19 protein-coding genes and 1 tRNA gene are annotated in these 25,518 nt (G+C 55.6%); 14 read left to right on the plus strand and 6 right to left on the minus strand.

Going from position 1 to position 25,518, the window contains the following annotated elements; genetic code table 11:
• Window positions 1–95: 95 nt before the first annotated feature.
• The 4 genes from OGY62_RS21575 to mutH form a co-directional block, all read right to left on the minus strand.
• Window positions 96–1,136 (minus strand): NADP(H)-dependent aldo-keto reductase, encoded by a 1,041-nt coding sequence (locus tag OGY62_RS21575; protein ID WP_047461513.1) that lies wholly within the window; start codon window positions 1,134–1,136, stop codon window positions 96–98.
• A gap of 119 nt (window positions 1,137–1,255) precedes the next feature.
• Window positions 1,256–1,474 carry a lipoprotein YgdR gene (ygdR, locus tag OGY62_RS21580; RefSeq protein ID WP_012134951.1) on the minus strand — a complete coding sequence of 73 codons (219 nt, stop codon included), beginning with the start codon at window positions 1,472–1,474 and terminating at the stop codon, window positions 1,256–1,258.
• 145 nt (window positions 1,475–1,619) lie between these two features.
• Entirely contained in the window at window positions 1,620–2,333 is a 714-nt protein-coding gene (locus OGY62_RS21585) for a TerC family protein (protein WP_012134949.1), read from the minus strand.
• Between the two features lie 78 nt (window positions 2,334–2,411).
• Window positions 2,412–3,104: a DNA mismatch repair endonuclease MutH gene (gene mutH / locus OGY62_RS21590; protein WP_047461516.1), complete on the minus strand. Its 693-nt coding sequence runs from the start codon at window positions 3,102–3,104 to the stop codon at window positions 2,412–2,414.
• A 186-nt stretch (window positions 3,105–3,290) separates the two neighbouring features.
• Here mutH and OGY62_RS23445 point away from each other — a divergent pair, with 186 nt between their 5' ends.
• From OGY62_RS23445 to recD, 13 genes are all read left to right on the plus strand, one after another.
• Window positions 3,291–3,437: a hypothetical protein gene (locus OGY62_RS23445; RefSeq protein ID WP_047461519.1), complete on the plus strand. Its 147-nt coding sequence runs from the start codon at window positions 3,291–3,293 to the stop codon at window positions 3,435–3,437.
• 351 nt (window positions 3,438–3,788) lie between these two features.
• Window positions 3,789–4,319 carry an RNA pyrophosphohydrolase gene (rppH, locus tag OGY62_RS21595; RefSeq protein WP_024130909.1) on the plus strand — a complete coding sequence of 177 codons (531 nt, stop codon included), beginning with the start codon at window positions 3,789–3,791 and terminating at the stop codon, window positions 4,317–4,319.
• Window positions 4,320–4,332: 13 nt separating this feature from the next.
• Window positions 4,333–6,579, plus strand: a complete 2,247-nt coding sequence (gene ptsP, locus OGY62_RS21600; RefSeq protein WP_012134945.1) for a phosphoenolpyruvate--protein phosphotransferase — start codon at window positions 4,333–4,335, stop codon at window positions 6,577–6,579.
• Window positions 6,580–7,041: 462 nt separating this feature from the next.
• Complete coding sequence (gene lgt / locus OGY62_RS21605) at window positions 7,042–7,917, plus strand: prolipoprotein diacylglyceryl transferase (RefSeq protein ID WP_071257899.1); 876 nt, start codon at window positions 7,042–7,044, stop codon at window positions 7,915–7,917.
• Window positions 7,918–7,923: 6 nt separating this feature from the next.
• Entirely contained in the window at window positions 7,924–8,718 is a 795-nt protein-coding gene (gene thyA, locus OGY62_RS21610; protein ID WP_012134943.1) for a thymidylate synthase, read from the plus strand.
• 184 nt (window positions 8,719–8,902) lie between these two features.
• On the plus strand, window positions 8,903–9,373 hold the full coding sequence (locus OGY62_RS21615) for a prepilin peptidase-dependent protein (RefSeq protein ID WP_058668041.1): 471 nt from the start codon (window positions 8,903–8,905) through the stop codon (window positions 9,371–9,373).
• Complete coding sequence (locus tag OGY62_RS21620) at window positions 9,364–9,927, plus strand: prepilin peptidase-dependent protein (RefSeq protein ID WP_286460532.1); 564 nt, start codon at window positions 9,364–9,366, stop codon at window positions 9,925–9,927. Before OGY62_RS21615 ends, OGY62_RS21620 begins: the two co-directional genes overlap by 10 nt.
• Window positions 9,924–10,331 carry a DUF2509 family protein gene (locus OGY62_RS21625; protein WP_153257821.1) on the plus strand — a complete coding sequence of 136 codons (408 nt, stop codon included), beginning with the start codon at window positions 9,924–9,926 and terminating at the stop codon, window positions 10,329–10,331. Before OGY62_RS21620 ends, OGY62_RS21625 begins: the two co-directional genes overlap by 4 nt.
• Window positions 10,316–10,639: a prepilin-type N-terminal cleavage/methylation domain-containing protein gene (locus OGY62_RS21630; protein ID WP_286460533.1), complete on the plus strand. Its 324-nt coding sequence runs from the start codon at window positions 10,316–10,318 to the stop codon at window positions 10,637–10,639. The genes OGY62_RS21625 and OGY62_RS21630 overlap by 16 nt, the downstream gene beginning before the upstream one ends.
• Window positions 10,640–10,651: 12 nt before the next feature.
• A complete protein-coding gene (gene recC, locus OGY62_RS21635; RefSeq protein ID WP_286460534.1) occupies window positions 10,652–14,020 on the plus strand; it encodes an exodeoxyribonuclease V subunit gamma in 3,369 nt (1,122 codons plus the stop codon).
• A gap of 181 nt (window positions 14,021–14,201) precedes the next feature.
• Window positions 14,202–17,090, plus strand: coding sequence for a pitrilysin (gene ptrA, locus OGY62_RS21640; RefSeq protein WP_286460535.1), 2,889 nt, complete (start codon window positions 14,202–14,204; stop codon window positions 17,088–17,090).
• Window positions 17,083–20,628, plus strand: coding sequence for an exodeoxyribonuclease V subunit beta (gene recB, locus OGY62_RS21645; protein WP_286460536.1), 3,546 nt, complete (start codon window positions 17,083–17,085; stop codon window positions 20,626–20,628). Before ptrA ends, recB begins: the two co-directional genes overlap by 8 nt.
• A complete protein-coding gene (gene recD / locus OGY62_RS21650) occupies window positions 20,625–22,451 on the plus strand; it encodes an exodeoxyribonuclease V subunit alpha (RefSeq protein WP_058668037.1) in 1,827 nt (608 codons plus the stop codon). Before recB ends, recD begins: the two co-directional genes overlap by 4 nt.
• Before the next feature lie 93 nt (window positions 22,452–22,544).
• On the opposite strand, the gene argA is transcribed toward recD, so the two are convergent.
• Window positions 22,545–23,876: an amino-acid N-acetyltransferase gene (argA, locus tag OGY62_RS21655; RefSeq protein WP_024130906.1), complete on the minus strand. Its 1,332-nt coding sequence runs from the start codon at window positions 23,874–23,876 to the stop codon at window positions 22,545–22,547.
• 233 nt (window positions 23,877–24,109) lie between these two features.
• Here argA and amiC point away from each other — a divergent pair, with 233 nt between their 5' ends.
• On the plus strand, window positions 24,110–25,363 hold the full coding sequence (gene amiC, locus OGY62_RS21660; RefSeq protein WP_024130905.1) for an N-acetylmuramoyl-L-alanine amidase AmiC: 1,254 nt from the start codon (window positions 24,110–24,112) through the stop codon (window positions 25,361–25,363).
• Window positions 25,364–25,435: 72 nt separating this feature from the next.
• Here the strand turns inward: amiC and OGY62_RS21665 are convergent.
• Window positions 25,436–25,512: transfer RNA gene (locus OGY62_RS21665), tRNA-Met, on the minus strand.
• Window positions 25,513–25,518: the final 6 nt, after the last annotated feature.

Genomic DNA, 25,518 nt, shown 5'->3' on the forward strand with positions numbered 1-25,518 from the left:
ATGGCGGCGCAGGCGCCTTATCCGGCCTACGGTATGGTGCTGCCGGTAGGCCTGATAAGCGCAGCGCCATCAGGCAGAAGTGCCGGATGAGCGCATTACGGTGCCGGGTAGGTATAAACCTGATGCACCGCTTCGATCTCCGCCAGCACCTCTTCGCTTAACTCCAGATGCAAACTCTCAACGTTGGTTTTTAACTGCGCCATCGTCGTTGCGCCCAACAGGGTGCTGGCGACGAACGGCTGACGACGCACAAACGCCAGCGCCATCTGGGCCGGATCGAGGTTGTGGCGTCTGGCGATGTCGACGTAGGCCGCAACCGCCTTTTGCGCCTGCTCGCCGCTGTAGCGCGTAAAGCGGCTAAACAGGGTGTTGCGCGCGCCAGCGGGTTTGGCGCCATTCAGATATTTACCGGTCAACGTACCGAATGCCAGGCAAGAGTAGGCCAGCAGCTCGACGCCTTCATACTGGCTGACTTCCGCTAATCCCACCTCATAACTGCGGTTCAGCAGGCTGTAAGGATTCTGGATAGTAACAATGCGCGGCAGGTCATGTTTATCCGCCAGATGCAGATAGCGCATGACGCCGAAGGCCGTTTCGTTAGAGACGCCGATGTAGCGAATTTTGCCCGCGCGCTGGAACTCCGTCAGCGCATCCAGCGTTTCGAGCAGCGTGACAACCGGTGCCGAATCCGTCCAGCTGTAGCCCAGCTTGCCGAAGCAGTTGGTCGGGCGCTGCGGCCAGTGAACCTGATACAGATCCAGATAGTCGGTTTGCAGGCGTTTGAGGCTGTCGTGTAAGGCCTCACGGATATTTTTACGATCCAGCGCCTGATTGGGGCGAATTCCGCTGTCGTTATTACGCGATGGGCCGCTTACCTTGGAAGCGATAACCAGCTTCTCACGGCTGCCGTGTTTAGCAAGCCAGTTACCGACATAGGTTTCCGTTAGTCCCTGGGTTTCCGGGCGTGGAGGCACCGGATACATTTCGGCGACGTCGATCAGGTTAATGCCCTGATCCACGGCGTAATCGAGCTGTGCATGTGCGTCGGCTTCGCTGTTTTGTTCACCAAACGTCATTGTGCCCAGCCCCAGTGTACTTATTTCAAGCGAGCTGTGGGGTATACGGTGATAGTGCATAGCCGTTTCCTTCTTATTATGAAGTCAGTAAATCCCGACAAAGGAATATAAAAATGGCAGAGGGAAGAGAAAAGGGAAAGAGAAAATTCTAAGGCCAGCAGGGCTGCTGACCTCAACAATTAGCGTTCAATGATCTGAGAGACTTCGTCACGATTGATTTGCATCGCGTTGCCTTGCTGATCGTGGTAGCTCACCAGACCCGTATCATCGTCAATTTCTGGTTTACCGTCGGTCAGAATCATCCGACCATCTTTGGTCGCCATTACATAATCGCTGCTACATCCAGAAACAGCAAAAGCCAGTCCTACAGCGGAAATCACAACTGCCCATTTTTTCATCCATTTATCCTCACGTGGCCTGCGTCTGATAATAGTCTAGTAATAACCTGAAGTTATGTCTGATAAAAGCAGTAAAATCTTAAACTGTGAGGAACGGGAGCGGCATTGCGGGTATTCGCTCCCCTTACAGGGAGCGAAGAGTGAATCAGAGAGGGTTCTTTTTATTGCGCATCAGGTTCAGGCTCTCTACGGCGATAGAGAAGAACATGGCGAAGTAGATGTACCCTTTCGGAACGTGTACATCGAAACTTTCCAGAATCAGGGTAAAGCCGACCAGAATCAGGAAAGAGAGCGCCAGCATTTTTACGGAAGGGTGGCGGTCAACAAACTCGCCGATAGGGCGCGCCGCGAACATCATTACGCCGACGGCAATCACAACTGCCGCCATCATGATAAACAGATGATCCGAGAGGCCCACCGCCGTGATGACGGAATCAAGGCTGAAAATAATATCCAGCATCATGATCTGGACAATTGCGCCCAGGAAGGAGGAGACGCGCGTTTTCAGCCCTTCTTCCTCGCCTTCAATCGATTCGTGAATTTCTTTACTGGCTTTCCAGATCAGGAACAATCCACCCAGCAGCAGGATCAGATCGCGGGCGGAAATCGCTTCGCCGAAAATCTCGAACAGCGGGTTTGTCAGGCGTGTGACCCAGGCGATAGAAGCCAGCAAAGCCAGACGCATCACCATCGCCGCCGCCAGCCCAAGGCGTCGGGCGTGATTCCGTTGCGCTGTAGGAAGTTTCGCCACCACCAGAGAGAGGAAAATAATATTGTCGATCCCAAGAACGATCTCCAGCAGCGTCAGCGTACCGAGCGCGAGCCAGGCGTTAGGATCGGTTACCCATGCAAATAACATCGAACAAAGTCCTGCCAAAAAAAAGAAGCGCTAATTATAGGCGCGCAATGCGGCAGGTGAAAGTCCAGTCTGTGCCTGTTAGCCTTGTAACAGGAAATGGCGGGCCAGCAGCGTGCGAGTGAAGTTCTTTTTCAGATAAAAGCCGCGCGGCAACGTCAGAATGGTCTCTCCCTGCGCGCCAATTGCTTCGGTAAGGGCTTTGGCATTCGCCGCTTTTGGCCGCAGTTGTAAAAATTCGCCATGCCGGGCGGTGATCCGCTCAACCTGACCCAGCACAATCATGTCCATCAACTCTTCCCAGTCGAGGCGAAGCTGCTGATCTTCTTCTTCATTTGGGCTCCACAGCAGTGGGGAACCGACGCGCCGATCGGCTAACGGAATACTGCGATCCCCCTCTACGGGGACCCATAACACGCGTTTTAATTTGTGGCGGACGTGACTTGTTTCCCACGTCACGCCGCTGTTGCCGGTTAGCGGCGCGACGCAGACAAACGTGGTTTCCAGCGGGCGGCCAAGGCTATCGACGGGAATGGTTTTCAGCTCCACGCCAAGCGCGGCGAAATCTTGTTCCGGTTTGCTACCGGCGCTGGCGCCGAGCCAGATCTCCAGCAGCACGCCAATCCAGCCTTTATCCCGTTTCAAATCTTTAGGGGCCACTAAACCGGCCAGCGCCGCCAGTTCGCCCAGCGAGTAACCTGAAAGCTGCTGCGCCTGGGCAAGCAAAAGGGCTTCAGATGCTGGCGGAGAAAGTAGCGGGCGGAGTCCGGGCATGACGTTATACCTTAGGCGAAAAAGTGAACAATGATTTTATACCGTATGAACAGAGTTTAACGATTTCCACACGCGATGTTCAATCGCATGATTTATATTGGTTTTTAGGATCTGATCCTGCAAGTTGCGCAACAGAGAAATGGGTTTTCCAAATCTGGTCACTGAAAATAAACAGGATCTTACACCATGTTATCCACAGAAAGATGGGATAACTGTGAAAAACCGCCACTACTGTTTCAATTTACAGCCTTGACGTGCGACGAAAATCGAATTTTTACACAAATTGTGCCTAACTTATTGGCACAATCTGTGGATAAAAGCGACGGTGGTTGATCTTTCATCAGCCTGACGATCTTCAATGTGATGGCTGTCACGATTTAGCACGAATGGTCGCAGGTTTTGCATTTAACTTAATGAATTTACGAGGCTATTTTTTGATGGTGTTTGCCGCCCAATTCAGACTGTTCCGGGTTTTCCCGTAGTAATTCCGTACTTCTTCACAACTATATCCACAGAAAAGGTGAATAAAATCGTCTGTGAACACACCTCTCTGTTTATAACTCGGCTATTTGCTGTGAGTTATTCAATTGTTATTAGTAGCGCGTACGCCTAACAGAGTGGTTTACCGTCTCTCTGGAGTGTGAAACAATCATTCATATATAAGGTTTATGTTGAGGTAGTCCGGTGATTGATGACGATGGCTACCGCCCAAATGTAGGTATCGTAATTTGTAATCGCCAGGGGCAGGTTATGTGGGCCCGGCGATTTGGTCAGCACTCCTGGCAATTCCCGCAAGGCGGGATAAATTCAGGGGAGTCAGCAGAACAAGCGATGTACCGGGAACTGTTTGAAGAAGTCGGGTTGAGCCGTAAAGATGTGCGGATACTTGCTTCTACTCGCAACTGGTTGCGTTACAAGTTACCGAAACGTTTGGTGCGTTGGGACACAAAGCCGGTTTGTATCGGCCAGAAACAAAAATGGTTTCTTCTGCAATTGATGAGCGCTGATGCGGAAATCAATATGCAAACCAGCAGCACCCCTGAGTTTGATGGCTGGCGCTGGGTAAGTTACTGGTACCCGGTCAGGCAGGTGGTGTCATTTAAACGCGATGTCTACCGCAGGGTGATGAAAGAGTTCGCAAGTGTCGTGATGGCGCTTCAGGAGAGTACGCCGAAGCCACAAAACGCACCTGCCTGGCGACGTAAAAGAGGTTAAAGCTACGCAAATTATGCTCACCCGCCTGCGCGAAATAGTGGAAAAGGTGGCCAGTGCGCCGCGCCTTAACGAGGCGCTGAATATTCTGGTCACTGATATCTGTCTTGCGATGGATACAGAGGTCTGTTCGGTCTATCTGGCCGATCACGACCGACGTTGTTACTACCTCATGGCGACGCGAGGGCTAAAAAAACCGCGTGGCCGTACTGTCACACTCGCATTTGATGAAGGTATCGTCGGCCTGGTTGGCAGGCTGGCGGAACCGATCAACCTTGCCGATGCGCAGAAACACCCCAGCTTTAAATACATCCCGTCAGTAAAAGAGGAGCGTTTCCGCGCTTTTCTGGGCGTGCCGATTATTCAGCGCCGCCAGCTACTGGGGGTGCTGGTGGTACAGCAGCGTGAACTGCGCCAGTACGATGAAAGCGAAGAGTCTTTCCTCGTTACGCTGGCGACCCAGATGGCGGCTATCCTTTCTCAGACGCAGCTAACCGCGTTATTTGGTCAATACCGCCATACGCGCATCCGTGCGCTGCCCGCCGCGCCCGGCGTGGCGATAGCGGAAGGCTGGCAGGATGCAACGTTGCCGCTGATGGAGCAGGTCTACGAAGCCTCCACCCTTGACCCGGCGCTTGAGCGCGAGCGGCTGACCGGCGCGCTGGAAGAGGCCGCTAACGAATTTCGTCGTTACAGTAAGCGCTTTGCCGCTGGCGCGCAGAAAGAGACGGCGGCGATCTTCGATCTGTATTCACACCTGCTTTCTGATGCCCGACTGCGTCGTGAACTGTTTGCCGAAGTCGATAAAGGCGCGGTGGCGGAGTGGGCCGTCAAAAAAGTCATCGAAAAGTTTGCCGAGCAGTTTGCCGCCCTGACGGATGGCTACCTCAAAGAGCGTGCCGGAGATTTACGCGCGCTGGGCCAGCGTCTGTTATTCCACCTGGATGACACCATTCAGGGGCCGAACACATGGCCCGAGCGTTTTGTGCTGGTGGCGGACGAACTCTCAGCCACCACGCTGGCGGAACTGCCGCAGGACAGACTGGCCGGCGTCGTGGTTCGCGACGGCGCGGCTAACTCGCATGCGGCGATTATGGTGCGCGCGCTCGGTATTCCGACCGTGATGGGCGCGGATATTCAGCCTTCGGTTCTTCATCACCGCACGCTGGTGGTGGATGGCTATCGCGGGGAACTGCTGGTCGATCCTGAACCGGTATTGTTGCAGGAATATCAGCGGCTTATCAGCGAAGAGAATGAACTAAGCCGGCTGGCGGAAGATGATGTCAATCTGCCCGCGCATCTGAAAAGCGGCGAACGCGTTAAGGTGATGCTTAACGCAGGGTTAAGCCCGGAACATGAAGAGAAGCTGGGCAGCCGTATCGACGGTATCGGGCTTTATCGCACCGAAATTCCGTTCATGTTGCAAAGCGGTTTCCCCTCGGAAGAAGAGCAGGTGGCGCAGTATCAGGGGATGCTGCAAATGTTTAACGACAAACCGGTGACTCTGCGTACGCTGGATGTCGGCGCGGACAAGCAACTGCCCTATATGCCGATCAGCGAAGAAAACCCGTGCCTGGGCTGGCGCGGCATTCGTATTACGCTCGATCAGCCGGAGATCTTCCTGATCCAGGTGCGCGCGATGCTGCGCGCCAACGCCGCGACCGGCAACCTGAGCATTTTACTGCCGATGGTCACCAGCATTGATGAAGTGGATGAAGCGCGACGCCTGATTGAGCGTGCCGGACGTGAAGTCGAAGAGATGATCGGTTACGCGATCCCCAGACCGCGCATTGGGATCATGCTGGAAGTGCCGTCGATGGTATTTATGCTGCCGCAACTGGCGAACCGGGTCGATTTTATCTCCGTTGGCACCAACGATCTGACGCAGTATATCCTGGCGGTTGATCGCAACAATACGCGTGTGGCCAGTATTTACGACAGCCTGCACCCGGGGATGTTACGTGCGCTGGCGATGATCGCTCAGGAAGCCGAAAAACAGGGGCTTGATTTGCGGTTATGCGGTGAAATGGCGGGCGATCCGATGTGCGTGGCGATCCTGATAGGCCTGGGATTCCGCCATCTGTCGATGAACGGTCGCTCCGTCGCGCGGGTGAAATACCTGCTGCGGCACATTGATTATGAAGACGCGCAAACGCTGGCGCAGCGCAGTCTGGAAGCGCAAATGGCGACGGAAGTGCGTCATCAGGTGGCGGCGTTTATGGAGCGCCGTGGCATGGGGGGCCTGATACGCGGGGGGTTGTGACAGGCGCAGTGCCCTTGATTGCCGGATGGCGGCGCACGCGCCTTATCCGGCCTACGGCGCGGTGCCGTCTGTTGACCTGATAAGCGTAGCGCCATCAGGCAAAGGTGTTGCGCCGTCTGTAGGCCTGATAAGCGTAAGCGTCATCAGGCAAAGGTGTTGCGCGGTCTGTAGGCCTGATAAGCGCAGCGCCATCAGGCAAAGATGTTGCGCGGTCTGTAGGCCTGATAAGCGTAAGCGCCATCAGGCAAAGGTGTTGCGCGGTTCGTAGGCCTGATAAGCGTAAGCGCCATCAGGTATTCCTGGGATTGTCATTGATAGCCTATACAGATCTTTTACATCTTCCCGGCATCACCGATGCACCCCTTGTGCTATCATTCGCTCCTTTGGAGCGCCTGTGAACGGCTGGCGCGCATATCAATTGCTGTCTATTTTCAGCGAAATAACAAGAACTTGTGGTGACAGATGACCAGTAGCTATCTGCATTTTCCGGAATTTGATCCGGTCATTTTCTCAATTGGGCCCGTTGCGCTGCACTGGTACGGCATGATGTACCTGGTCGGTTTTGTCTTTGCAATGTGGCTGGCGATTCGCCGGGCAAACCGTCCGGGCAGCGGCTGGACCAAAAACGAAGTTGAAAACTTACTCTATGCCGGTTTTCTCGGCGTTTTCCTCGGTGGCCGTATTGGTTACGTCTTGTTCTACAACTTCCCGATGTTCCTGGAAAATCCGCTCTATCTGTTCCGCGTCTGGGATGGCGGCATGTCCTTCCACGGCGGCCTGATCGGCGTCATTCTGGTGATGGTGATCTTCGCCAGACGCACTAAACGTTCTTTCTTCCAGGTATCCGATTTTATCGCGCCGCTGATTCCTTTTGGTTTAGGCGCTGGGCGTCTGGGGAACTTTATCAACGGCGAGCTGTGGGGGCGTGTCGATCCAAGCTTCCCGTTTGCCATGCTGTTCCCGGGCTCTCGTGCGGAAGATATCGCGCTGTTGCCGTCAAACCCGCAGTGGCAGTCGATCTTTGATACCTATGGTGTTCTGCCTCGCCATCCGTCCCAGCTGTATGAGCTGGTGCTGGAAGGTATCGTGCTGTTCATTATTCTTAACCTGTTTATCCGCAAGTCGCGCCCGATGGGGGCTGTCTCTGGCCTGTTCCTGATTGGCTATGGCGCGTTTCGTATCATTGTTGAATTCTTCCGCCAGCCGGATGCGCAGTTTACCGGCGCATGGGTACAGTACATCAGCATGGGGCAGATTCTCTCTATCCCGATGATTGTCGCTGGTGTGATCATGATGGTTTGGGCTTACCGCCGCAGCCCACAGCAACACGTTTCCTGAGGAACCATGAAACAGTATTTAGAACTGATGCAAAAAGTGCTGGATGAAGGCACACAGAAAAACGACCGTACCGGAACCGGAACGCTTTCCATTTTTGGTCATCAGATGCGTTTTAACCTGCGGGAAGGATTTCCGCTGGTGACGACGAAGCGCTGCCATTTACGCTCCATCATTCACGAGCTGTTGTGGTTCCTGCAAGGCGATACCAACGTCGCTTACCTGCATGAAAACAATGTGACGATCTGGGACGAATGGGCCGATGAAAACGGTAATTTAGGCCCGGTATATGGCAAACAGTGGCGCGCATGGCCTGCGCCGGACGGTCGCCATATTGACCAGATCACCACGGTCATGAACCAGTTGAAAAATGACCCGGACTCCCGCCGTATTATTGTTTCCGCCTGGAACGTCGGCGAGCTGGATAAAATGGCGCTGGCGCCGTGTCATGCGTTCTTCCAGTTCTATGTTGCGGACGGCAAGCTCTCCTGCCAGCTGTATCAGCGCTCCTGCGACGTCTTCCTGGGGCTGCCGTTTAATATCGCCAGCTATGCGTTACTGGTGCATATGATGGCGCAACAGTGCGACCTGGAAGTGGGCGACTTCGTCTGGACCGGCGGCGACACGCACCTGTACAGCAACCATATGGAACAGACGCACCTACAGTTAAGCCGCGAACCGCGCGCGCTGCCGAAACTGGTGATCAAACGTAAGCCTGACTCTATCTTCGACTACCGTTTTGAAGATTTTGAGATTGAAGGCTACGACCCGCATCCTGGCATTAAAGCGCCGGTCGCTATCTGACCTGAGCTCATCCTGTCATAACCGACGCCCTTGCGCGTCGGTTTTTTTTATCCCGTACGCCATTCTTCGGCGCTGATTCCCGAATTTTTGCAACGTGCTGTAATACGATAACTATTTCTCGTAACGCGCCGAATAATCTGCATTCTTGCCTCGTCATTTTCTCCGCCCCCGGCATACTGCCGCTATGAAAAAACAACAGGGCTATACGCTCATTGAAACAATGGTCGCAATGCTTCTTATGGTTAGCCTTAGCGCCACAGGGCTCTATGGCTGGCAGCGTTGGCAACAGCAGCAACGGTTATGGCAAACCGCCAGCCAGCTGCGGGATTATTTGCTGCAACTGCGTGAGGATGCGAACTGGCACAACCGGGATCACATTGTTCAGGTCATCAGAGAACGCGGCGGCTGGTGCTTTGTCAGCGCTGCTGCGGCGCAAGGTGCCTGTACGCCAGACGCGCCGTTCGTCTTTATTCCAGCATGGCGCGATATCGACATGGTGGAGATCACCCCCTCGCTGGCGTTTTTTGGTCTGCGCAATACCGCCTGGGCCGGGCATATCCGCCTGAAAAACGCTGCGGGCGAATGGCGTCTGGTGGTTTCGTCCTGGGGGCGAATCCGGCTCTGTGAGGGACGCGAGGCCGAAGCATGCCGATGAACGAGCGCGGTTTTTCTCTACTGGAGGTACTTATCGCGATGGCGATAAGCAGCATGCTACTGCTCGGCGCGGCACGATTTTTACCCGCGCTACAGCGTGAGATTCTACAGACCACGCGGCAGCTGTTGCTGGAAGATGAGATCTGGCAGCGTGCTTATACCGTGGCAAAACACCTGCAACGCGCGGGATATTGTCGGGGAAACTGCACAGGGAAAGGACTGGTGATTGCCGGGCAGGGGGAGTGCGTTATCGTACAGTGGGACGCCAATAATAACGGGCGCTGGGAGACTGCGCCGGGAAAAGAGGCCGAACAGACCGGGTTTCGTTTAAACAATAAAACGCTGGAAACACTGCGTGGGGCAACATCATGCGCAGATAAAGGGTGGGATAAAATGACCGATCCCGATACGGTACAGATTGAGGCATTTAACGTTGAGCGTCAGGAGATGCCCGGTTTTGCGCCGGTACTGACGCTGTCTCTTCAGGGGCGCAGTAAAGCGGCTTCTAAAACCGCTGTTAAGGCGCAATACAGCGTCACCGGGTTTAATCTGTGAAGCGTGAACGGGGTGTGTCTTCTCTGGCGATGGTGCTTTTGCTGCTGGTATTGGGCAGCCTGCTGCTTCAGGGGGCAAACCAGCAGCAGGCGAGTTTTTCCACTCTGGTGGCGACAGAAAGCCGGGCCTTGCAGCGTCAGGCGGTGGCGCAGTCGGCGCTGGAATGGGGAAGGATGCAGTCATGGTCGGCGCAGGCTGCGGTTGAGTGTCGGCAATACACCACGCCGAATGCCCGCGTTTGCCTGCGCCTGCTCGCGAACAACACCGCTTTATTGATTGCGCAGTATGATGGCGCATCGGTCTGGCGTCTGGGAGCGCGGGAGGAAAGCGGCGTTGTATTTTCTCCGCATGGATGGAGCGATTTTTGCCCGTTGAGTGAGGTGGCGTTATGCCAGATACCCTGAACAGGCAGCGTGGTTTTAGTCTGCCGGAAGTGATACTGGCGATGGCGCTGCTGGTGATAACCGTCACCGCGTTATCGGGTTATCAGCGGGCGTTGATGACGAGTCTTGTCGTCAGGGCGCAATATCAACAGCTCTGGCGGTACGGCTGGCAGCAAACGACGCTGTATTCATTTTCACCTCCCGAAAGCTGGCAGGCCAACCGAATGCAGACAACACAAGCGGGATGTGTCAGCATCAGCGTTAAACTCATTTCCCCTTTGGGCAGGCAAGGCCAGATGTCGCGCTTACACTGCCCGAAAAGTCAGTAGTCAGGAGTTGCTATGTTAAGGGTCTACCACTCCAACCGTCTGGACGTGCTGGAAGCGTTAATGGAATTCATCGTTGAGCGCGATCGGCTTGACGATCCCTTTGAACCCGAAATTGTGTTGGTTCAAAGTACCGGTATGGCGCAGTGGCTGCAAATGACCCTTTCGCAGAAATTTGGTATCGCCGCGAATATCGATTTTCCGCTACCCGCGAGTTTTATCTGGGATATGTTTGTACGCGTGCTGCCTGATATCCCGAAAGAGAGCGCGTTCAGCAAGCAAAACATGAGCTGGAAGCTGATGACGCTGCTGCCGCAACTGCTGGAGCGTGAGGATTTTACGCTACTGCGCCACTATCTGACGGACGACGCTGACAAGCGCAAGCTATTCCAGCTTTCCTCGCGTGCCGCCGATCTTTTCGATCAGTATCTGGTCTATCGCCCCGACTGGCTTACCCAGTGGGAGGCGGGGCAGATGGTTGATGGGTTAGGGGAGGCTCAGATCTGGCAGGCGCCGCTGTGGAAGGCGCTGGTGGAATACACGGCTGAACTGGGGCAGCCGCGCTGGCACCGTGCGAATGTGTATCAGCGTTTTATCCAGACGCTGGAAAATGCGACAACCAGCCCGACGGGGCTACCTTCGCGCGTCTTTATTTGTGGTATTTCCGCGCTGCCGCCGGTGTATCTCCGGGCCTTACAGGCGCTGGGAAAGCACATCGAAATCCATCTGCTGTTCACTAACCCCTGCCGTTATTACTGGGGGGATATCAGAGATCCTGCCTGGCTGGCAAAACTGGTGGCTCGTCAGCGTCGTCACAGCTTTGAGGTGCGCGACTTACCGCTGTTTCGCGATAACCAACGCGCCGGGGAGTTATTTAATAGCGACGGCGAGCAGGATGTCGGGAACCCGATGCTGGCGTCCTGGGGGAAACTGGGGCGGGACTACATCTACTTGCTTTCCGAACTGGAAAACACACAGGAACTGGATGCGTTTGTCGATATTCCCCCGGACAATCTGCTTCATAACATTCAGGCGGACATCCTTGAGCTGGAAAGTCGCGCCGTGGCTGGGGTGAACCTCGAAGAGTACGCCCGAAGCGACAACAAGCGTCTGCTTGACCCGAATGACGCCAGCGTGACCTTTCACGTATGCCATAGCCCGCAGCGTGAAGTGGAGATCCTGCACGATCGTCTGCTGGCGATGCTGGAGGCCGACCCGACGCTGATGCCGCGCGATATTATCGTCATGGTGGCGGATATCGACAGCTATAGCCCCTTTATTCAGGCCGTATTTGGCAGTGCGCCTGCCGAACGCTATTTACCTTATGCTATCTCCGATCGCCGGGCGCGTCAGTCGCATCCCGTTTTGCAGGCGTTTATCAGCCTGCTGTCGTTGCCGGACAGCCGTTTTGTCTCTGAAGATGTGCTGGCGCTGCTGGACGTACCGGTTCTGGCGGCTCGATTTAACATCAACGAAGAAGGGCTGCGCTATCTTCGCTTATGGGTCAATGAGTCGGGTATCCGCTGGGGGATTGATGACGACAACGTGCGCGAGCTGGCGCTTCCTGCAACGGGGCAGCATACCTGGCAATTTGGCCTGACGCGTATGCTGCTGGGTTACGCGATGGAAAGCGCGCAGGGCGAATGGCAGTCCGTGCTGCCTTATGACGAGTCCAGCGGGCTGATTGCGGAGCTGGTCGGGCATCTGGCGTCCCTGCTTATGCAGTTGAACCTCTGGCGTCGCGGGCTGGCGCAGGCGCGTCCGCTGGAAGAGTGGCTCCCGGTTTGCCGCGACATGCTCAATGACTTTTTCCTGCCCGATGCGGAAACGGAAGCCGCAATGACCCTTATCGAGCAGCAATGGCAGGCTATTATCACCGAAGGGCTTGAGGCGGAGTATGGCGATGCGGTGCCGCTGTCTCTGTTACGGGACGAGCTGGCGCAAAGGCTGGATCAGGAACGCATCAGCCAGCGTTTTCTGGCGGGGCCGGTAAACATCTGTACGCTCATGCCTATGCGTTCTATCCCCTTTAAGGTTGTGTGTCTCCTTGGTATGAATGACGGCGTCTATCCGCGTCAGCTGGCGCCGCTCGGTTTTGACCTGATGAGTCAGAAACCGATGCGCGGGGATCGTAGCCGTCGCGATGATGACCGCTACCTGTTCCTTGAGGCCTTAATCTCTGCGCAGCAGACGCTCTATATCAGCTACATCGGGCGCTCTATTCAGGATAACAGCGAACGTTTCCCGTCAGTCCTGGTGCAGGAACTGATGGATTATATCGGGCAAAGTCACTATTTGCCGGGAGATGAAGAACTGACCAGCGATGAGAGCGAGGCCCGCGTGAAAGTGCATATCGCTCGCCTGCACACGCGGATGCCGTTTGATGCGCAAAACTATCTTCCCGGTGAACAGCAAAGCTACGCGCGCGAATGGCTGCCTGCTGCAAGTCAGTCAGGCGAGGCCCATTCTGATTTTGTGCAGCCGTTGCCCTATGAACTCCCTGAGACGTTGACGCTGGAAAAACTTCAGCGCTTCTGGGCGCATCCGGTGCGGGCGTTTTTCCAGATGCGGCTACAGGTGAATTTTCGCGCGGAAGAGAGTGAAATTCCCGATACGGAGCCGTTCATTCTGGAAGGGCTAACCCGCTATCAGCTTAATCAGCAGTTGCTTAATACGCTGGTCGAAGAAGAGGATGCCGGGCTTTTATTCCGTCGCTTCCGGGCGGCGGGCGATCTCCCGTATGGCGCTTTTGGCGAGATCCTCTGGGATACGCAGCGTCAGGAGATGCAGTCGCTGGCGGACAGGATTATCGCGTGTCGTCAGCCGGGGAAAAGTATGGAAGTTGATCTGCTCTGCAATGGCGTGCAGATCACGGGGTGGTTGCCGCAGGTGCAGGAAGACGGTTTGTTGCGCTGGCGCCCATCTTTAATAAGCGTTGCGCAGGGAATGCAACTTTGGCTGGAACACCTTGTCTATTGTGCCTGTGGCGGAAAAGGCGAAAGTCGTTTGTTCCTGCGTAAAGAGGGAGAGTGGCGCTTCCCGCCGTTAGAGGCTGAACAGGCGTTAACTTACCTCGCACAGCTGATTGACGGTTATCGGGAAGGGATGTCATCCCCACTGCTGGTTCTTCCTGAAAGCGGCGGCGCATGGATAAAAGCTTGTTATGACGCGGCGAATGATGCCATGTTAGATGATGCTGACACGCTGCAAAAAGCCCGGACGAAGTTCTTACAGGCTTATGAAGGTAACATGGTGATACGCGGAGAAGGGGATGATATCTGGTATCAACGGTTGTGGCGACAGCTGGAGCCGAAGACGATAGAGAGCATTATTTCTCAGTCTCAACGTTATCTGTTACCGCTATTTCGTTTTAATCAGTCGTGAGGATTGTATAAAAATTGCGCAATTAAATGGCTTCATTTATGATGCGTTTTCTGTCACGGACTGATTTTACAATAAGAGATGCTGACTCGTTTAGCACACAGTTTTGTCCTGCTCAATAAGCGCCAGCGTCGCGCTCGCGCTTCACCTGAGCGGGAAAGAAAGTTAATGATGAGGTTCGTGAATGCCCCGCAGCACCTGGTTCAAAGCGTTATTGTTGTTTGTCGCCCTTTGGGCACCCTTAAGTCAGGCAGATACCGGTTGGCAGCCTTTGGCGGAAACCATCCGTAAAAGCGAGAAAGATACGCGTCAGTATCAGGCGATTCGTCTGGACAATGACATGGTGGTTTTGCTGGTATCCGACCCGCAAGCGGTGAAATCGCTTTCCGCGCTGGTGGTGCCTGTTGGATCGCTGGAGGACCCCGATGAACATCAGGGGCTGGCGCACTATCTCGAACATATGAGCCTGATGGGGTCTAAAAAATATCCCCAGCCTGACAGCCTTGCCGAATACCTTAAAATGCACGGCGGCAGCCATAATGCCAGCACCGCGCCGTATCGTACCGCCTTCTATCTGGAGGTGGAAAACGACGCCCTGTCAGGTGCGGTCGATCGCCTTGCCGATGCCATTGCCGCCCCGTTGCTGGATAAAAAATATGCTGAGCGTGAGCGCAATGCGGTCAATGCCGAACTGACGATGGCGCGTACGCGAGACGGTATGCGTATGGCGCAGGTCAGCGCAGAAACCATCAACCCGGCGCACCCGGGTTCGCGCTTCTCTGGCGGCAATCTGGAAACCTTAAGCGACAAACCGGGCAATCCGGTTCAGCAGGCGTTGCAGGCGTTTCACGAAAAATATTATTCAGCGAACCTGATGAAAGCGGTGATTTACAGTAACAAACCGCTGCCGGAACTGGCGCGTATTGCGGCTGAAACCTATGGCCGGGTGCCGAATAAAAATATCAAAAAGCCGGAAATTACCGTGCCGGTAGTAACGGACGCGCAAAAGGGCATCATCATTCATTATGTGCCTGCTCTGCCGCGTAAAGTGCTGCGCGTAGAGTTTCGTATTGATAACAACAGCGCGCAGTTTCGCAGCAAAACCGACGAACTGGTGACCTACCTGATTGGCAACCGTAGCCCGGGAACGCTCTCCGACTGGCTGCAAAAACAAGGATTAGTGGAAGGCATTCGTGCGGACTCCGACCCGGTGGTTAACGGTAACAGCGGCGTACTGGCCATTTCCGCTACCCTGACGGACAAAGGGCTGGCGAACCGGGACGACGTTGTCGCCGCCATCTTCAGCTATCTCAACCTGTTACGTGAAAAAGGCGTGGATAAACGCTACTTCGATGAGCTGGCGCATGTGCTGGATCTCGACTTCCGTTACCCCTCTATCACCCGTGATATGGATTACGTCGAATGGCTGGCGGATACGATGATTCGCGTTCCGGTGGAACATACGCTGGATGCGGTGAATATCGCCGATCAATACGATGCGGCGGCGGTGAAATCACGCCTGGCGATGATGACGCCGCAGAATGCGCGTATCTGGTACATCAGCCCGAAGGAACCGCACAACAAAACGGCCTATTTTGTCGACGCGCCTTATCAGGTGAATAAAATCGACGACAAAACGCTCGCCGACTGGCAGCAAAAAGCGCAGGGCATTGCGCTGTCATTACCGGAGCTTAACCCCTATATTCCAGACGATTTCACGCTGCTCAAACCGGAGAAGGAATATCCTCACCCGGAGCTGATTGTCGATGAACCGGATTTGCGCGTGGTTTATGCGCCGAGCCGTTATTTTGCCAGCGAGCCTAAGGCGGATGTCAGCGTTATTCTGCGTAACCCGAAAGCAATGGACAGCGCCAGAAACCAGGTGATGTTTGCGTTAAACGATTATCTCGCGGGGATCGCGCTCGACCAGTTAAGCAACCAGGCATCGGTCGGCGGGATTGGCTTTTCCACCAACGCCAACAATGGTCTGATGCTTAACGCGAACGGTTACACGCAGCGCTTGCCGCAGCTTTTCCAGGCATTGCTGGAAGGGTATTTCAGCTACACCGCGACGGAAGAACAGCTGGAACAGGCGAAATCCTGGTATGCGCAGATGATGGATTCCGCAGAAAAAGGGAAGGCCTACGATCAGGCGATTATGCCGGTACAGATGCTTTCTCAGGTGCCTTACTTCCAGCGTGATGAACGCCGTAAGCTGTTGCCTTCGATCACGCTGAAAGAGGTCATGGCTTACCGCGATACGTTAAAAGCAGGCGCGCGACCGGAGTTTCTGGTGATTGGCAATATGCGCGAAGCGCAGGTGAAAACCATGGCGCGGGATATCCAACAGCAGCTTGGCGCCAACGGTTCAGAGTGGTGTCGCAATAAAGACGTACTGGTGGATAAAAAGCAGTCGGTCATCTTTGAGAAGGCGGGAAGCAGCACTGACTCCGCGCTGGCGGCGGTATTCGTTCCAACCGGTTACGATGAATATGCCAGTTCAGCCTACAGCGCGATGTTAGGGCAAATCGTTCAGCCGTGGTTCTATAATCAGTTGCGTACTGAAGAACAGTTAGGTTATGCGGTGTTCGCTTTCCCGATGAGCGTCGGGCGTCAGTGGGGGATGGGTTTCTTGCTGCAAAGCAGCGACAAGCAACCGTCTTATCTCTGGGAGCGTTACAAAGCATTCTTCCCAACGGCGGAAGCGAAGCTGCGGGCGATGACGCCGGAAGAGTTTGCGCAAATTCAGCAGGCGATCATCGCGCAGATGTTGCAAGCGCCGCAAACGCTGGGCGAAGAAGCGTCGAAATTAAGCAAAGATTTCGATCGCGGCAATATGCGCTTTGATTCACGTGATAAAATCGTGGCTCAGATTAAACTGCTGACGCCGCAAAAACTTGCCGATTTCTTCCATCAGGCGGTGGTTGAGCCGCAAGGCATGGCGATACTGTCACAGGTTTCCGGCAGTCAGAACGGGAAAGCAGAGTACGTGCGCCCGGAAGGCTGGAAAGTGTGGGAGAACGTCAGCGCGTTGCAGCAAACCTTACCCCTGATGAGTGAAAAGAATGAATGATGCCGCTGAGTCCCTTGATCCTTTACGCTTGCCCCTTACGGGCGAGCGTCTGATTGAAGCCTCTGCGGGCACTGGCAAAACGTTTACTATCGCCGCGTTGTATCTGCGCCTGCTGCTCGGATTGGGCGGCTCTGCCGCCTTTCCCCGACCGCTGACCGTGGAAGAACTGTTGGTCGTGACGTTTACCGAGGCGGCCACCGAAGAGTTACGCGGCCGCATCCGCAGCAACATCCATGAACTGCGCATCGCCTGTCTGCGTGAAACTACCGATAACCCGTTATATGCTCGCCTGCTGGAAGAGATCGAGGATAAAAAGCAGGCGGCGCAGTGGTTACTGTTGGCGGAAAGACAGATGGATGAGGCGGCAGTATTCACCATCCACGGTTTTTGCCAGCGCATGCTCAGCCTGAATGCGTTTGAGTCCGGCATGCTGTTCGAGCAGCAATTAATCGAAGATGAATCCCTTCTGCGCTATCAGGCCTGCGCCGACTTCTGGCGGCGTCACTGTTATCCGCTGCCACGCGAAATTGCCCAGGTTGTCTTTGAAGCGTGGAAAGGCCCCCGGGCGCTACTGAAAGATATCGATCGTTATTTGCAGGGCGAAGCGCCGGTCATCAAAGCACCGCCGCCGTCAGACGAGACGCTGGCGTCTCGCCACGAACACATTTTGTCGCGTATTAACGCCCTGAAGCAACAATGGTGCGCGTCCGTTGATGAACTGGATGGGGTGATAGAGTCGTCGGGAATCGATCGCAGAAAATTCAATCGCGGCAACCAGACGAAATGGATCGAGAAGATCACGGCGTGGGCGCAGGCGGAAACGCAAACCTATCAATTACCCGACGCGCTGGAGAAATTCTCCCGGCGATTCCTGGAAGAGAGAACCAAAGCGGGCGGCATAACCCCGCAGCATCCGCTGTTTGTCGCCATTGAGGAACTGCTGGCTGAACCGTTGACGATAAAAGATCTGCTGATTACCCGTGCGCTGGCAGAAATCCGCGAGACGGTTGCGCAGGAAAAACAACGCCGGGGTGAATTAGGTTTCGACGACATGCTGAGTCGTCTGGATGTTGCGCTGCGTAGTAATAGCGGCGATGCGCTGGCAAGCGCAATTCGTGGCCGTTTCCCGGTGGCGATGATTGATGAATTTCAGGATACCGACCCGCAGCAGTACCGCATTTTCCGCCGCATCTGGCGGCATCAGCCGGACACCGCGCTGTTGCTGATTGGCGATCCGAAACAGGCGATTTATGCGTTTCGCGGCGCGGATATCTTCACCTACATGAAAGCCCGCAGCGAGGTCAGCGCCCATTATACGCTGGATACCAACTGGCGTTCCGCACCGGGCATGGTCAACAGCGTGAATACGTTGTTCAGTCAGATGAACGACGCCTTTACGTTCCGCGAAATTCCATTTGCGCCGGTTAAATCGGCCCAGAAGAACCAGTCGCTGCGCTTTGTGCTGAACGGCGAGACGCAGCCCGCCATGAACATGTGGTTGATGGAAGGGGAAAGCTGCGGCATTGGCGACTATCAGAGTTACATGGCGCAGGTGTGCGCGACGCAAATTCGTGACTGGCTGAAAGCCGGGCAAACTGGCGATGCGCTGCTTGTTAGCGAGAAAACCTCACGCCCGGTTCGAGCCTCGGATATCAGCGTGCTGGTGCGAAGCCGCCAGGAAGCGGCGCAAATTCGTGATGCGCTGACGCTGCTGGCGATTCCGTCCGTTTATCTCTCCAACCGCGACAGCGTATTTGAGACGCTGGAAGCGCAGGAGATGCTGTGGATCTTACAGGCCGTCATGACGCCTGAGCGTGAAAATACGCTGCGTAGCGCGATGGCGGCCTCGATGATGGGGCTGACCGCGCAGGACATCGAAACGCTGAATAACGACGAAAATGCCTGGGATACGGTGGTCGAAGAGTTCGACGGCTATCGTCAAATCTGGCATAAGCGCGGCGTCATGCCCATGCTGCGCGCGCTGATGTCAGCGCGGAATATTGCCGAAAACCTGCTGGCGACGGCGGGAGGCGAGCGCCGCCTGACCGATATTCTGCACATCAGCGAATTGTTGCAGGAAGCCGGTTCGCAGCTGGAAAGCGAGCATGCGCTGGTGCGCTGGCTGTCGCAGCATATTCTTGAGCCGGACAGCAATGCCGCCAGCCAGCAACTGCGGCTGGAAAGCGATAAACATCTGGTGCAAATCGTCACCATCCATAAATCAAAAGGACTGGAATACCCGCTCGTCTGGCTGCCTTTTATTACCCATTTCCGCGTGCAGGATCAGGCGTTTTATCACGATCGCAATTCGTTTGACGCGGTGCTGGATCTCAGCCACGCCGAGGAGAGCGTTGAACTGGCGGAAGCAGAGCGTCTGGCGGAAGACCTGCGTTTGCTTTATGTGGCGCTGACCCGTTCGGTGTGGCATTGCAGCCTCGGCGTTGCGCCGTTGGTGCGTCGTCGCGGAGATAAGAAAGGCGATACCGATGTACACCAGAGCGCGCTCGGGCGTCTGCTGCAAAAAGGTGAGCCGAAAGATGCCGCCGGGCTTCGCGCCTGCATTGACGCGCTTTGCGGGGAGGATATCGCCTGTCGGACGCCAGACGAACCGGACAGCGAACGCTGGCAGGTAACGGAAGCGTCGCGTGCGGCGCTAAGCGCCAGAGCGTTACGCCGAACGCCTGCCGACAACTGGCGAGTAACCAGTTATTCCGGCTTACAGCAGCAAGGCCATAGCGTCGCCCAGGATTTAATTCCGCGTCTGGATGTGGATGCCGCTGGAGTGGGGGACGTGGTGGAAGAGCCGGAGCTGACGCCGCACCAGTTCCCGCGAGGGGCATCGCCGGGTACATTCCTGCATAGCCTGTTTGAAGACCTCGACTTTACGCAGCCCGTTGACCCGGCCTGGGTGCGGGAAAAACTGGAGCTTGGCGGTTATGACGCGCACTGGGAGCCGGTTTTAACGCAGTGGCTGGACGCTGTTTTGCAGGCTCCCCTGACCGAACGCGGCGTGAGTCTGCGTCATCTTTCCGCCCGTGAAAAACAGGTGGAGATGGCGTTTTATCTGCCGATCGCACAGCCGCTTATCGCCAGTCAACTGGATGCGCTGATTCGCCGGTTTGATCCGCTCTCGGCGGGCTGCCCGCCGCTCGACTTCATGCAGGTTCGCGGCATGCTGAAAGGGTTTATCGACCTGGTGTTTCGCCATGAAGGGCGGTATTACCTGCTCGATTACAAATCAAACTGGCTGGGCGAAGACAGCACGGCCTACACTCAGGAGGCGATGGCCTCAGCGATGCAGACGCATCGCTATGACCTGCAATATCAGCTGTATACGCTGGCGTTGCACCGCTATCTGCGCCATCGCATCGCCGATTATGACTATGAACGTCATTTCGGCGGCGTGATCTACCTTTTCCTGCGCGGCGTTGACCGTGAATATCCACGGCAGGGCATTTTCTCGACCCGGCCGGACGGCGAACTGATTGCGTTAATGGATGAGATGTTTGCAGGCGTTGTAGCGGAGGAGGCGCAATGACAATTCAGAAGCGATTACTGGAGGCCGTAGAACAAAAGCTGTTGCGGCCATTAGACGCTCAGTTTGCGCTGGCGGTTGCCGGGCAGGACGATCCATGCGTGACGCTGGCCGTTGCATTGCTCAGCCGCGATGCGGGGGAAGGGCATGTCTGTATGCCGCTTTCGCGCCTGGCGATAACGGAAGAGTCGCATCCGCTACTGGTCTCCTGGTTTAGCGAGAGGGACGCGCCTGAAGACTGGGCATCGTGTCTGCTGGCTTCCGGGGCGGTCAGTCGGGGAGAGCGGCCAACGCCGTTGATTCTGCATGAAGATCGCCTTTACCTGAACCGGATGTGGAGTAACGAGCGCACGGTAGCCCGCTTTTTTAGCGAGGTTAACCAGGCGATCGCGGTAGATGAACAGCAACTGGCCCGCACGCTGGATGCGCTTTTCCCGCCGACGGATGACGTCAACTGGCAAAAGGTGGCGGCGGCCGTGGCGTTGACGCGCCGTATTTCCGTCATTTCCGGCGGGCCTGGCACCGGTAAAACCACTACCGTGGCGAAGCTGCTGGCCGCGTTGATTCAGATGGCGGACGGCGAGCGATGCCGTATACGACTGGCGGCGCCGACGGGGAAAGCGGCGGCGCGTCTGACCGAGTCGCTTGGCGCGGCATTGCGCCAGCTTCCGCTCACGGATGAGCAAAAAAAACGCATCCCGGATGACGCCAGTACGTTGCACCGGCTGTTGGGCGCACAGCCCGGTAGCCAGAGGCTGCGCCATCATGCGGGAAACCCGCTGCATCTGGACGTGCTGGTGGTGGATGAGGCATCAATGATCGATTTGCCGATGATGTCGCGGCTAATTGAGGCGCTGCCGCCGCACGGACGCGTGATTTTTCTCGGCGATCGCGATCAGCTGGCTTCCGTTGAGGCGGGGGCGGTGCTGGGCGATATCTGCGCCTGGGTAAATGCCGGATTTACCGCCGGGCGCGCGCAGCAGCTGAGCCGACTGACGGGAAGCCCCATTCCTGCGGGCGCAGGCACGGAGGCGGCCTCTTTGCGCGATAGCCTGTGTTTGCTGCAAAAAAGCTATCGCTTCGGGCATGATTCCGGCATTGGTCAACTGGCGGCAGCCATTAATTGCGGCGATAAAGCGGCGATGAAAACGGTCTTTCAGCAGGGATTCAGCGATATTGAAAAACGAACGCTACAGAGCAGCGAGGATTACGCCGCCATGCTCGATGAGGCACTGGCCGGTTATGGGCGTTATCTGGCGCTTGTTCGCGAGGGCGCGGAGCCGGGGGCGATTATTCAGGCTTTCAATGAGTACCAGTTGCTGTGCGCGCTGCGTGAAGGGCCGTTTGGCGTTGGCGGTCTGAATGAACGCATCGAACAGGTTATGCTGCAAAAGCGCAAAATTCAGCGTCACCCGCACAGCCGCTGGTATGAAGGGCGTCCGGTAATGATTGCGCGCAATGACAGCGCGTTGGGGTTGTTCAATGGCGATATCGGCATTGCGCTCGATCGCGGCCAGGGGTTGAGGGTGTGGTTCGCCATGCCGGATGGCAGCATTAAGTCGGTGCAGCCCAGCCGTTTGCCGGAGCATGAAACAACCTGGGCGATGACGGTGCATAAATCGCAGGGATCGGAGTTCGATCATGCGGCGCTGATTTTACCCAGCCAGCGCTCGCCGGTTGTGACCCGTGAGCTGGTGTATACCGCCGTGACGCGCGCACGTCGTCGCCTGTCTCTCTATGCCGATGAACGGGTTTTGAGCGGGGCAATTGCGACGCGCACGGAGCGACGTAGCGGACTGTCCGCGTTTTTTAATAACGGGCTGTGAGGCAAGTTGCCGGATGGCGCCTGCGCTTATCCGGCCTACAGCATCCCCGTAGACCCGATAAGACGCTTTAGCGTCGCCGTCAGGCAAAATGGGTTATCCCAAATCTGCCATCAACACCTTTGAACGACGCTGATAGTTGTACATCTCTTTTTTGCTCTCGGGCAGCAGTTCGATATCCACCGGCGTAAACCCACGTTCCTGGAACCAGTGAATACTGCGCGTTGTCAGCACAAACAGCTTGCTGAGGCCCATCTGTCTTGCCTGCACGGCGATCCGCTCCAGCAAGACTTCGCCACGCGATGAACTGCGATAATCTGGATGTACCGCCACGCAGGCCATTTCGCCGATTTTTTCTTCGGGGAAAGGGTACAGCGCGGCGCAGGCGATGGTCAGATTATCTCGCTGGATAATCGTGAATTTGTCGATCTCCATCTCCAGTTGTTCACGGGAGCGGCGCACCAGAATCCCCTGTTGTTCCAGCGGGCGAATCAACTCCAGGATCCCGCCGATATCGTTAATGGTGGCGCGGCGAATCTGCTCGGCGCTCTCCATCACGATTTGCGTCCCGATCCCGTCGCGTGAGAACAGCTCCTGCAATAGCGCGCCGTCTTCCTGGTAGCTAATCAGATGGCAGCGACGCACGCCGCTGCGACAGGCTTTCACCGCGCCGCGCAGGAACCGCACGGTGCCTGAATTGTAATCGCCTTTTTCTTCCTGCGCTTCAACGCGTGCCTGCGCTTCGTTCGGGAAAAGTTCGGAAACGATGTCGCCTTCGTCGTTAGTTACCCCTTGCGACGAACAGAAGCCGATCATCTTCTCCGCCTTCAGTTTGATGGCGAGCTGCGTGGCGATCTCTTCTGAGGTCAGGTTAAAACTTTCGCCTGTGACGGAAACCGCGACCGGCCCCATCAGCACAATTGCGCCGCTGTCTAACTGGCGATGAATCGCCTCTTCATCAATACGGCGAATGCGTCCGCTGTGGCAGTAATCCACGCCGTCATCCACGCCCAACGGCTGTGCAATAATAAAATTGCCGCTGACGACGTTGATGTGCGCGCCCTGTAAGGGGGTGTTGTTCAGGCTCATCGACAGACGGGCGGTGATATCCAGCTGCAACGTGCCTGCCGCTTGCTTAACCAGTTCCAGCGTTTTGGCGTCCGTCACGCGGGTATTTTTGTGGTACAGCGGCTCATGATGATGTGCGGCAAGGTTCGCGTCGATTTGCGGACGCGCGCCATACACCACCACCAGGCGAATGCCCAGACTGTGCAGAAGCCCGATGTCATTGACGATACTGGAGAAATTTTCATGCTCAATGGCCTCACCGCCAAGCATAATGACAAACGTTTTTCCCCGATGGGTATTGATATAGGGAACAGAATGGCGGAATCCCTGTACCAGTTCGGTTCTACGTTCCTTCACCACGGCACACCCTCATTGCATGATTATTCGAAATTAATGTATTTTTATTCTGTTTTTCCGTCGTGCGCAAGCGCAAATTTTAATCCCGCTGAAGTTTTCTCTCAGTAATACCGTGAATACAAAAAGAAAGTTTACCCTTTTATAGATGACAGATTATGCGTCATTCGCTAAAGTTTCCGGTCAATTTAGACGTTTTGTACATCAGCACCGTTAAGTTTGTTTTGCTCGGGAGAAGCATGTCGGGATCCAACTCAGCAATCAGTCGCCGTCGTTTACTACAAGGGACGGGCGCCATGTGGCTATTGAGCGTAAGTCAGGTCGGTTTGGCTGCCGTCAGCCAGGTCGTCGCGGTACGCATCTGGCCTGCGTCCAGCTATACCCGCGTCACGGTGGAATCGAACCGTCTGCTGAAATACAAACAGTTTGCCCTGAGTAACCCTGAGCGCGTGGTGGTGGATATTGAAGGCGTGAATCTGAACTCGGTGCTTAAAGGCATTGGCGCGCAGATCCGCGCGGACGATCCGTATATCAAGTCAGCGCGAGTGGGGCAGTTTGATCCACAGACGGTGCGGATGGTGTTTGAGCTGAAGCAAAACGTGAAACCGCAGCTGTTTGCCCTTGCGCCTGTGGCGGGCTTTAAAGAACGCCTGGTGATGGATCTCTACCCTGCCAATGCGCAGGATATGCAGGACCCGTTGCTGGCGCTGCTGGAAGATTACAACAAAGGCGATCTGGATAAGCAGGTGCCGCCTGCGCAGAGCGGGCCGCAGCCGGGCAAGGCGGGGCGCGATCGCCCGATCGTGATCATGCTCGATCCCGGTCATGGAGGAGAAGATCCCGGCGCCGTGGGGAAATACAAGACGCGCGAAAAAGACGTGGTGTTGCAGATTGCCCGCCGCTTGCGCGCGTTAATTGAGAGAGAAGGCAATATGAAGGTCTACATGACGCGTAATGAGGATATCTTCATTCCGCTGAAAGTGCGCGTGGCGAAAGCCCAGAAGCAGCGCGCCGACCTGTTTGTCTCTATCCATGCGGACGCGTTTACCAGCCGACAGCCCAGCGGTTCATCCGTTTTTGCGCTCTCGACGAAGGGCGCGACCAGTACGGCGGCAAAATACCTCGCGCAAACTCAGAACGCCTCGGATTTGATCGGCGGCGTGAGTAAAAGCGGCGATCGCTATGTCGATCACACCATGTTCGACATGGTGCAATCGTTGACCATCGCCGATAGTCTGAAGTTCGGTAAAGCGGTGCTCAACAAGCTGGGAAGGGTTAATAATCTGCACAAAAATCAGGTTGAGCAGGCCGGCTTTGCGGTGCTGAAAGCGCCGGATATCCCCTCTATTCTCGTGGAAACCGCCTTTATCAGTAATATTGAAGAGGAGCGTAAGCTCAAAACGGCGAAGTTCCAGCAGGAAGTGGCGGAGTCGATTCTGGCGGGTATTAAAGCCTACTTTGCCGATGGGGCGACGCTGGCGAGAAGGGGATAATAAAAAAGCGCTGAAAGGCGCTTTTTTTACGGACCGCAGAAACGAAAAAACACCCGTTAAGGTGTTTAATATTGGTTGCGGGGGCCGGATTTGAACCGACGACCTTCGGGTTATGAGCCCGACGAGCTACCAGGCTGCTCCACCCCGCGTCCGTC

The sequence above is a fragment of the Citrobacter sp. CK198 genome (assembly GCF_030333295.1).
Lineage (GTDB): Bacteria > Pseudomonadota > Gammaproteobacteria > Enterobacterales > Enterobacteriaceae > Citrobacter_B > Citrobacter_B koseri.